We start from the raw sequence: 10,769 nt of genomic DNA, 5'->3' as shown, positions 1-10,769 counted from the left end.
TTATCCCAAAAGGTGAAGAGGGCTGAAAATTTTGCATATATTTTATTCTATTTAGTGCATAATAGCGACTATGAACAAAATATTTAAAAAACTAAGCATAATCCTTATTACACTCCTTGTCAGTGCCTATTTAATATTATTTTTTTTACCCAAGCCTACATTATTAGAAGAGACAAGTTTCTCTAAAGCGGTTTATGATGAACATCATCAATTACTAAGGTTAACATTAAGTCAGGATGAAAAATATCGACTTTTTACACCGCTATCACACATATCAAAACAGCTTGTAGAAGCAACCTTGCTGCAAGAGGACCAATATTTTTATTGGCACTATGGTGTCAATCCTTGGGCAACGATAAAAGCCATTTGGCAAACATACGGCGCACAATCACGTAGAATAGGGGCCTCAACAATTAGCATGCAGGTTGCACGGATGCGTTATGGCATGAATTCTAAAAAAATCTCAGGGAAATTGTTACAAATTATTCGCGCAATACAAATTGAAATGCATTACAGCAAGGAAGAGATTCTAGAGGCTTATTTAAATTTGGCGCCATATGGTGGCAATGTTGAAGGAGTGGGGGCTGCGAGTTTGGTTTATTTTGGTACGCCAGTAAATAAAATTACTTTGCCGCAATCCTTAACTTTAAGCATCATTCCTCAAAACCCAGGTAAAAGGACACCAAATAATAAAGAGTTAAAAAAAATTCGCGAACGTTTGTTAGGGCGCTGGTTAAATAAACACCAAGAAGACCTTAATAAAAAAGCGATGTTTGCTTTGCCTTTAGTGATGCAAAACACACATATGCTTCCTTTTAGTGCGCCACATTTTGTAAATAAAATCTTGTCAGATGCATCAAGCAAACAGCAAAGTATTGATACCACTTTAGATTATCGTACTCAAATGATTATCGAACGTATCACTCATCATTATCTCGCCAGAAAAAAGGGATTAGGCGTAAATAATGCAGCTGTTTTGCTTGTAGATACTCGAGATATGGGTATTAAGGGAATGTTAGGATCGGCTGATTTTTTCAATCTTGGCATCAGTGGACAGATTAACGGCACGGAAGCAAAGCGCTCGCCTGGATCCACATTGAAGCCTTTTATCTATGGATTGGCCTTGGATCAAGGTTTAATTCATCCTGATACTGTTTTAAAGGATGTTCCTCACAGTTTTAATGGCTACAACCCTGAAAACTTTGATTATGATTTTATGGGTCCCATTAAAGCTAAGGATGCTTTAGTTTTAAGCCGTAACATTCCGGCAATATATCTTGCTAGCCAACTAACCAGTACAACATTACATCAACTACTGGAAAAAGCACAAATCAGTCAATTACGATCTGAGTCATACTATGGGCTTTCATTGAGTTTAGGTGGTGTTGAATTAACAATGAATGAACTTGTCAGTTTATATGCCATGTTAGCTAATGATGGGGTTTGGTTTCCAATTCATGCATTTAAAAATGACATAAAGCAGAAAGGAACACGCTTGCTTAGTCCAGAAGCAAGCTATCTTGTATTGGACATGTTAAAAAATACCCCACGTTTGGATGATAGTTCTAGAAGCGGGTCGCGTTTACAAGTGGCCTGGAAAACCGGAACTTCTTCAGGTTATCGTGATGCATGGACTGTAGGGGTATTTGGTCCCTATGTACTCGCAGTATGGATAGGAAATTTTGATAATAAGGCTAATCCTGCGTTTATAGGTAAAGACATTGCTGCCCCCTTATTTTTTGAGTTGATTGATGCATTAAAGCATGAGCGAGGCCCTATACATGCTTTAGAAAAACATCCAGAACAAATGAATTTGAAAAAAGTGGAAGTATGTAAAGCCTCTGGTATGTTACCCACACGCTATTGCAAAGACACTGAGTGGAGTTGGTTTATTCCAGGTAAATCGCCTATAAAAACAGATACAATTTATCGTGAAGTGGCTATTAATACGAAAACAGGTTTACGGACTTGTCATATGGATGAATACACTCGTTTTGAGATTTTTGAGTTTTGGCCTTCTGATTTATTGAGTATTTTTAAGAAGGCTGGAATCCAAAGGCATACCCCACCTTTTTTTGAACCTGATTGCACATTATCTGGAAACTCAGGCATTGACCCACACATTACTTCGCCACAAACTGGGATCAGTTACATTATTCGCGCAAACTCTCAGCAAAATAACACTATCCCGCTTACTGCAGTAACAGACGCCGGTATTGCTTATGTGTATTGGTTTATTAATGAAACATTTATTGCGAAGACAAAGGCTGGGGAATCTTACTTGTGGAAAGCAAAGCCAGGGAAGTTTGTTGTTAGGGTAGTAGATGATCATGGACAATCTGATGCTCGTGATATCCATGTCCAACTGGATAGTTAATTAAGATTAAACATGTGCTGGTAAATATAAGGTATATATTTTATAGGATAACTTGAATTTTATTGATCCTGTAGCCTGGGTGAAGGCGAAGCCGTAACCCGGGAGTGTGTCATTATATTTACATTTAAAACCCGGGTTACGGCTTCGCCTTCACCCAGGCTACATAAGGCTCATATCTTTGCCAAGGAAAGCATTATGGATAAAAAAATCATTCGTCGTTGGCTGCCTTTAATTGTATTAATTGGGCTATTAATCCTTTTCTTAGCTTTCGACTTAATCCATATTTAAGCTTCGAGTCATTAAAAGAAAATCGTAGTTTACTCATCTCTTGGACCAACCAACATTATTTTGTTGCATCGCTTCTTTTTATTGTGATCTACATATTTTCCGTTGCAATTTTTTTTCCTGGAGCAGTTTACCTTACAATGTTGGCGGTTTTCTATTTGGTATATTTTGGGGGGCTCTTTGTAGTTATTAGTGCCACAATAGGATCAACGCTTGTTTTTTGCTGTTCGTACTTCTTTAGGTGATTGGCTGGCCCATAGAGCATCCGGATGGATAGGGCGAATACGTCAAGGATTTCAACACAATATATAGCCCTGGGCTTATGGAGCGAGCTGAAGCCTTTTCTTTTTTTATTGCCATGATGGTATGGCCTAGTAGTTTTACAGTGCTTGCGTGTTTATTCACTGTTCTGGTTACATTAACTGCTGTAATTCGTCTCGTACAATTTTATAAGCAAACTGTAGGGAGTGTCAGTAGGTAATCATTTCTGGAGTTAAGAAACAAAGCCTCTTAGCTCCAGATCACCTATGAACCTATAATTATTTGAATATATTTTCCATAGCTTTTTTATCAACTTCTTCAAATCCATGTTGTTTTAATTCCTGTGTAAAAAAAGTGGGTATGATAGGATTACTAAAACTATGTAAACCCGAGCCCTTTAGTACTTTTGTTACGGAACTAGCACAATTATGAATTTCCGGTTTCTCAGCAATTCTCTCCATTTCTGGTGGGATTCCACTGAAAGCGTCTCCCTCGACATGAGATTTGCAATAGGTGTCGCATACTACTTCTGATATTGGGTTGGCAGTGCCGAAAACAGCATATACATTCTTTCCGGTTGTAGTATCTTTATGAAATTCATCTTGAGTTGCTGTGCCTTTTTTATACTCTTCCTTGGTTATTTCTTTTCGTAAAACATGATTTGCTTCTTTAAAATCTACTTCAGGATTTTTTTCGACTTGGCCTAATACTGGTATTGAGCCGAAACTTAACCCCGTTAGTATTGAACCAAATGCTCCAGGGAAAAAGCTTGTATGTGATTTTTTTGGAGTTCCACCTTCTTCTTTTTTTACAAAAGTAACCGATACATGGCCTGGTCCAGCCGGTCCGCCAGAATCTTTTACTAAAACAACAGCTTCATATTTTTTTTCACTTTTACTTTGCATGATGAAATCTCATAATTAGTATCTAATGTTCCTCTACCTTCCATTTTCTAATTCCTTTTTAAATAATTTCGATAATTGAACTACCCCGTGATTAATAGGCCCCCAGCCTATATCTAATCAAGATTGATCTATCGGAATGCATATTGTACAAGGTGATTCTTAGTAAATTATTAAGTGATCGTCTTATTAAATTAAAAAAAAATAGATCAATCATGGGATTCAAAGTGATGTGTATCTCTAAGTCAATTCAATTTAAAATTTGAGTGAGGGTTGTGGTGTTTGTTGATGTAAGTCAACTTGCTTTTATGCATCACCAGATAGCGTGAGCAGATAAAGCAAAATTATATTTTTATTCATCTCGGGTAAATAATCTTTTATCCATGCACTACCAAACTTCACCAAACGGACGAATCTCAACTTCAAATGACCAAGTAGATGGAGCTTGTTGTGTTAGCCAGAATACGGTATCAGCAACATCGTCAGGCTTAACAAAAAAACTATCAGGCTTATCTGGCATATATTCTCTTGTTTTAGGCAAATCAACAACTCCGTCAATAATGACTAGGGCAACATGAATCCCCATGGGACCTAAATACTTAGCCATTGATTCAGCAAGACTTCGTTGTGCTGCTTTAGCTGGAGCAAACGCAGCGGTTTTAATTCCCCCTCTTTTGGAGGCGGTTGCGCCAATGACTATAAGTTGTCCCTTGGCTTTTTGCTTCATACTTGAGAGTACACATTGGCTGACAAGCATCAATCCTAATGCATTAACACGCCAACTGGCTTCGAATTCAGCAGGTTTTATTTGTTCTATATTGCCCCATGAGCCTGAACCCGCATTGTATACAATGACATCAATCGTTCCTAAATCACGTTGAATTTGGTTAAACGTATTTTGAATTGAATCGCTATGACCTACATCACATTCATAAGCAAATGCATTTCCTAGCTTATTGGCGAGCTCTGTAGTAAAAGTTTTTGAACGGGCTACTAAAGCCAAATGATATCCTTCTTTAGAAAAACGAGAAGCAAAAGCAGCACCATTTCCTGGTCCAACACCAACAATAACGCATACTTTTTTTCCCACGCTTATCTCCTATAAAATAGTATCATCTGGTTTTTTATGGGTGTTTGGTAAATATAGCATGAACTATTAAATAATGAATTTTATATTAAGACATAAAAAACATTTACTTGTATGAATAATGCGCACATAATTAATTCTTTTTCTCATGCCTAAAAATGAAACGATTTTTTAAACCCGTTAAACGCCTTATTTCATTTGAAGAGTATATGCAAGATACTTTGATTACAGCAAAGCGAATTGTTGAAGTTTCTCGTGGAAAGCAGCGATATTCCAGTGCTCAATTTGAAATGTCACTTATTGCTTTTGGTGATCTTGAAACGTTACAACAAGAAATGGATGATGATATTGAGGTTCAATTTCCCAAGCAACTAGTATTTGATTGGGAATCAGGCTTTGACTGGCTTGATCTTGCTGTGAAAAATGGAGACGAGGACGCAATTAAATATTTTAAAAATAAGATGCAAGAAAAGGGTTTTGCTGCGTATTATCGAATATATAAAGAGAAATATCGTCCAGATTGTGCGTTGCAAGATCATGAAGAGAAAATAAAGCTCAAGAACTTCAATAGTAATTTTCCGTGATAGATTTTGGGATTGATACTCGCTGGAACCCGCGGACAAGCCGCGGGACGTTGCACACATGAGATAAAAGTATCGTACCTACATTTTTTAGTAAGTTGTACTGTTATCGGTACCATTATTCGTGTTAGTACCATTATCTGTGCCGGTGTTGGTGTCAGTATTAGTACCTGTATTTGTTCCTGTATTGGTACCATTATTGGTGCTCGTACCAGTACTTGTTCCGGAATTCATTCCAGAATTAGTCCCAGTATTGGTTCCTTCAGTACCGCTGCCACTTGCTTGTCCGCTACCTGGAGATGAAACAATGGTGTTTATCGTACTTAACGCATAACTTGAAAAACATGTCGCCGTTAATAATAAAACAGAGAATATTTTTTTCATGATTTTCTCCCGAAAAGTTAAAAATCACTAAAACAAAATCATTACTTCACAACGAACAGCAAAGCAGATATTTAACTGCTATTACATAGGAATAGACAAAAAAACAATTTATGCAAGATTAAATTGATATTTTTTAACTATCTCTTTGAATATTTTTCAGATATTTTTTTCCTACTTATAGTTTCTGATAACTTCCAGTTTTAAAAACCAAGTACGAGTCGCCACGATAAGAGAGTACTGTATCAAAAGGAAAAAGATTTGTAATGACTGAGCTATTGAGATTATTTCCAAGCCATTCGATGGAGTGCACTTCTATTGAATCAAAACCAGAATGGGTATTTTTTAATCTCAATGTAAAAGCGTGCGTCAATGAAGCAGGTAGCTTATGAATTAGTTGAGTTACCTCGCTAATCGTGAGTTTATTGTAACTAAAAACCAATTTTATATGCGCAATAGCGCTTGTATCGTTCGGAATAAAAACAGCGACACTTTCTTGATCAAGCTGCTTTGCCAACATTGAGGCGACAATGAATGTTTTTTTTCGAGATAAATTTTGTAATGGTGAAACAAAAAAAATCTCCGAATTCTCTGCTGTAAAGAGTTTTTTCTCTTGTAAAGTATAGGTCCCAAGAGCATTTCTAAACTCACCTAATTCCATATGTTGTTTTTGCAATGCATGAGTGGCATTTTTTTTGAGTTGTCGCTGCTCTTTGCCTATTAACCGCTGATATGCTTTTTCAAGGTCAAGAATTTGATTATTGTTTGAGTAGAAAAACTGGATGTTATTTGTCTTTGTATGACCTGAGACGCTCAACATAAAAAAACATACAAAGATAAAAATAGTCACTATTTTTTTATTCAACATAATGTTCCCTCATTATTATTGTTTTAATGAGGAAAGATTAGACTATTTTGGATATATGATATTTGGATAAGAATTAATAATGCTTAACTTTGAGTATCATCGATTCTAAGGTTAAGCCAGGCCCAAAAGCACAACTAAAAATACGTTTGGCCTCATCTTGAGCATTTAATTTGTCCCAGATACTTTTTAATACAAATAGTATGGTTACAGAGGACATATTTCCATAATTTCTTAAAACATCATATGAATATTGATTGTCACTAGGAGTAATATCTAATGCTTTTTCGCATGCTTGCAGAATTTTAATACCGCCCGGGTGAATTGCGTAATAATCTATATCATTAAATGAATAATTTAGTTGCTTTAACAATTTTTCAGTAAACATAAAAATACCCGATTGAATTGCTTCAGGTACGTAAGAACTCAGTATGATATCAAATCCGTAGTTGGTAATGGTCCATGCCATATCCCGGCTGGTTTGTGGTACTAAATCACAATAGAATGACTCAAGAGTAAAACATTTTTGATGCGCGTTTTCTCCCTGAATCAAAGCGGCTGCAGCTCCATCCGCAAAAATAGCATTTGAGACGATGCTTTCTATGTTAAATGAATTTTGAAAGTGTATCGTACACAGTTCGACACAAACCAAAAGTACATTGCAGTTAGGTTCTGTTTGACAAAAAGCATTGGCCACTTTTAAACCATTAAAGGCACCGTAACACCCCATAAAATTAATTGCTGTTCGCTTAACGGAAGGAGGGAGATTAAGTTTTTGGACAATTTCTATATCAATACCAGGAGCATACATACCTGTACAACTGACTGTAATTAAATGAGTAATTTTACTTCGGTCAAAATCAATGCTGTTTAAACAATTTTCAATGGAAACTATGGCTAAATTAAGTGCATTGTTTTTATATAAATTCATTCTCTGTAAGGTAGAAGGAAAGCTCTCTTCAGGAGTATTAGGGAAAAATTCAAATTGTCCTGGTTCTTTGCAATAATCAGTTAAAACACTATATCGGGTCTTAATTCCTGATGATTTATAGATTTTTTTTAATATTTTTTTTTGTGTTTCATCAAGATGAAATCCTTTAGAAATAAGCTCAGCAATCTCATCTTGTGTTCGCATAAACTGGGGGGTTGCTATTCCAATTGCAGTAATATTTGATTGCATTTTTTCCCTTTTTTGAAGTTCTCTTTCAATTATTGCAATATTTAAGTATACAATGCAAAATGAAAATTTATCATTATTTACAATGACATGGCCAAATTTAAAGCACGATCAAGGGAAAAGGAAATCATTGATCTAGGTCCAGATTTCTATACGCCCCAAGAATATGAGCAATCTTTAAAAAAGCTATTTAAAATCAATAGGTTGATGGGTATTTTTAAAAATACGGTTAATTTACTTCAACAGTTTTCCCAGAACTCCGTATTAACAGATGTTGGATGTGGTGGAGGCTTATTCTTACTAAACTTAAGTAAATATTACCCTCAAATGCGCATGCTTGGGTTGGACGTTTCTGTAGAGGCTATTCAACTCGCTGAAAAAGAATTGCATGAATGGCAACAAAAAAATGGCAATACTTCCGTTGAATTTATAATACAACCACAACCAGAACTTGAAATAGCAGAAGGTGTGGATATCATTTTAATCAATTTAGTATGCCATCATCTGGATGATAAAGAGTTAATTGAATTTTTAATAAAAGCCAATAACACGGCCCGTAAAGCGGTAGTCATAAATGATTTACATCGCAATTTTATTGCATATTGGTTTTACAAAATAATAAGTCCTATTTTGTTTACTAATCGTCTTATTACTCATGATGGCCTGCTCTCGATTCAAAAAAGCTTTACTCGAAAAGAATTAGAATTTTTATTGGACCAGGCGTGTATTAAAAATTATCAAATCAAATGGCACTTTCCATTTTGGTGGAGTATTCTTATTTTGAAATAGTAATACGGATTAAAACCTATGACATTGGATGTGCTTATCATTGGCGGTGGACCCGCAGGTACAACTACTGCATTACTTCTTGCGGAAGCGGGTTGGACAGTAGGATTGATCGAAAAGAAAGAATTCCCTCGTAGAAAAGTCTGTGGTGAGTTTATATCGGTTACAAGCTTATCTCTGCTGCAAAAACTTGGATTGGAAGAGTTCTATTTAACAAATGGAGGGCCAGAAATAAACAAGGTTGGTTTGTATGCTGACGATGTTATATTGACTGCGAATATGCCACCTTCTAACTCTTCAAAAAATCTATGGGGTAGGGCGTTGGCGCGAGAGTACCTGGATACAGAGCTCATCAATAAAGCCAAATTGGAAGGGGTACGTGTTTGGCAGCCTTGTGAAGCAATAAAACTGCATCGTCGTCAAGAAGATGGAGTATTTCTCTGCTCTGTAAAAGAAAATAATAAAATAACAGAGATAATTGCACCACTCGTTGTTATTGCTAATGGCTCATGGGAAAAAAGAATTGAGCAATCAGAAACTAAAATACATCAATCTACTGATCTTTTGGCATTTAAAGCACATTTTAAAAATGTCGATTTACCTACCAATTTGATGCCTTTACTCGCTTTTCGTGGAGGCTATGGAGGAATTGTTCATAGTAGCATGCAAAAAGTAACGCTTTCATGTTGTATTCGTCGAGATATTTTGCATGACTTACGGTCAAAAAATCCAGGTACACAGGCAGGGGAAACAGTTTATAAATATCTATTGAGCCAATGTCGCGGCGTTAGGGAGGCACTTGGTAGTGCAGAACGCGAAGGAGAGTGGTTGGCAGTAGGACCAATTAGACCGGGAATTCGTTCTTGTTATAAAGACGGCATTTTTTTTGTAGGTAATATTGCAGGGGAAGCCCATCCCATTGTTGCTGAAGGAATCAGTATGGCCATGCAATCAGCGTGGTTACTGGCACACAGTTTAACGCAATTTAACTTGAACACTAAGAACATTCATAATTTGGATGATGTAGGTATTTATTATTCGAAGCAATGGCGTAAATATTTTAGTACACGTATTCATGCTTCTGCATTTTTTGCACAATTAGCTATGATGAACTCTTGGCCTAGATCTTTAGTGTTGCCTGTGCTCAAACAATTTCCTGCTCTTTTGACCTTAGGTGCGAGATTCAGCGGTAAAGTACAGCAGGTTGTACCCATGAATAAAAGCTAAGAGACAGTACAATTATGACTTCATGTTAATTCATTAAATGCAATCATCTCTTGTCCTTATGTGTTGTCTGTTTGTACACTAGGAAATAAAAATGAAATTGATTAATGAAAATGAATCATTTTGATATAAATATTGAAACATTGATATTGGTAGCTATTTGGAATCAACCCAATATTTTTCAGGGATGTTTTAAAGTTACGACTCTTTATTCGCAACATGAGCAGTATTTTCTTTTCCGATGTGAAGTACATAATTCCGAGCAAAAAGACTTTATTGAAAATGAATTTTGCCCTGAAGACTATCATTTCACTCACTTTTACGCTCAAGAACAGCAGATCCACCTGGATAAGGAAAGTGAATCGCAAGAATATGCCTTATATATACTGAGATATGCACTTTATACCACTATAAAAGAAATGCTGATTAATAATCCACAAAAGCAGCAGTTTCTTTCTATGGATGATGTATTTGTGGACTCTTTAATTGAAAAAATAAAACCAATTCTGAACAAAGAACCATTATGGGATGAATCAATGAAGGAAATAGGGTTTGCTGTGGCTATGGACTTTTGTCCTAGAGAAAAGATGGGTGAGACTGCAGTAAAAACACTCTTAAGGCTTAATAGGGAATAACTATTTCCGATATGAAGAAGCGAATAAGGAGCAACTTGAAAAAGTAAAGGAAATTGAGTCCATATGTTCGAAATATGATATATCAATAGCTCATGTGGCCATGCAATTTGTACACATGAATCCTGATGTGGATAAATAGGTTCGTCTATTTTTGCTAAAGAAGAGGAGAAAGCATCGACATCTGCACCAGAAACACTCAAGATGAGTT

10 protein-coding genes are annotated in these 10,769 nt (G+C 36.1%); 5 read left to right on the top strand and 5 right to left on the bottom strand.

Annotated features, from left to right (window positions below; translation table 11 throughout):
• Positions 1 to 70 precede the first annotated feature (70 nt).
• Positions 71 to 2,377 carry a penicillin-binding protein 1C gene (gene pbpC, locus Lstg_RS10630; protein WP_058477637.1) on the top strand — a complete coding sequence of 769 codons (2,307 nt, stop codon included), beginning with the start codon at positions 71 to 73 and terminating at the stop codon, positions 2,375 to 2,377.
• 824 nt (positions 2,378 to 3,201) lie between these two features.
• Here pbpC and Lstg_RS10625 read toward each other — a convergent pair.
• Positions 3,202 to 3,828, bottom strand: coding sequence for a hypothetical protein (locus tag Lstg_RS10625; protein WP_058477636.1), 627 nt, complete (start codon positions 3,826 to 3,828; stop codon positions 3,202 to 3,204).
• 385 nt (positions 3,829 to 4,213) lie between these two features.
• Positions 4,214 to 4,915 carry an SDR family NAD(P)-dependent oxidoreductase gene (locus Lstg_RS10620; protein WP_058477635.1) on the bottom strand — a complete coding sequence of 234 codons (702 nt, stop codon included), beginning with the start codon at positions 4,913 to 4,915 and terminating at the stop codon, positions 4,214 to 4,216.
• A 155-nt stretch (positions 4,916 to 5,070) separates the two neighbouring features.
• On the opposite strand from Lstg_RS10620, the gene Lstg_RS10615 reads away from it, so the two are divergent.
• Positions 5,071 to 5,496, top strand: coding sequence for a hypothetical protein (locus Lstg_RS10615; protein WP_058477634.1), 426 nt, complete (start codon positions 5,071 to 5,073; stop codon positions 5,494 to 5,496).
• Between the two features lie 87 nt (positions 5,497 to 5,583).
• On the opposite strand, the gene Lstg_RS10610 is transcribed toward Lstg_RS10615, so the two are convergent.
• The 3 genes from Lstg_RS10610 to Lstg_RS10600 form a co-directional block, all read right to left on the bottom strand.
• On the bottom strand, positions 5,584 to 5,877 hold the full coding sequence (locus Lstg_RS10610; RefSeq protein ID WP_058477633.1) for a hypothetical protein: 294 nt from the start codon (positions 5,875 to 5,877) through the stop codon (positions 5,584 to 5,586).
• A 175-nt stretch (positions 5,878 to 6,052) separates the two neighbouring features.
• Positions 6,053 to 6,742, bottom strand: a complete 690-nt coding sequence (locus tag Lstg_RS10605; RefSeq protein WP_058477632.1) for a hypothetical protein — start codon at positions 6,740 to 6,742, stop codon at positions 6,053 to 6,055.
• A gap of 73 nt (positions 6,743 to 6,815) precedes the next feature.
• A complete protein-coding gene (locus Lstg_RS10600; protein WP_058477631.1) occupies positions 6,816 to 7,919 on the bottom strand; it encodes a type III polyketide synthase in 1,104 nt (367 codons plus the stop codon).
• Between the two features lie 87 nt (positions 7,920 to 8,006).
• Here Lstg_RS10600 and Lstg_RS10595 point away from each other — a divergent pair, with 87 nt between their 5' ends.
• The 3 genes from Lstg_RS10595 (at position 8,007) to Lstg_RS10585 (ending at position 10,561) form a co-directional block, all read left to right on the top strand.
• Entirely contained in the window at positions 8,007 to 8,705 is a 699-nt protein-coding gene (locus Lstg_RS10595; RefSeq protein WP_058477630.1) for a methyltransferase domain-containing protein, read from the top strand.
• Between the two features lie 18 nt (positions 8,706 to 8,723).
• Positions 8,724 to 9,929 carry an NAD(P)/FAD-dependent oxidoreductase gene (locus Lstg_RS10590; protein WP_058477629.1) on the top strand — a complete coding sequence of 402 codons (1,206 nt, stop codon included), beginning with the start codon at positions 8,724 to 8,726 and terminating at the stop codon, positions 9,927 to 9,929.
• A gap of 104 nt (positions 9,930 to 10,033) precedes the next feature.
• On the top strand, positions 10,034 to 10,561 hold the full coding sequence (locus Lstg_RS10585) for a hypothetical protein (RefSeq protein WP_058477628.1): 528 nt from the start codon (positions 10,034 to 10,036) through the stop codon (positions 10,559 to 10,561).
• Positions 10,562 to 10,769 lie beyond the last annotated feature (208 nt).

Origin of the sequence: Legionella steigerwaltii (assembly GCF_001468065.1) — a bacterium.
Taxonomy (GTDB): Bacteria; Pseudomonadota; Gammaproteobacteria; order Legionellales; family Legionellaceae; genus Legionella; species Legionella steigerwaltii.
This window is presented reverse-complemented; position numbering and strand designations above follow the sequence as displayed.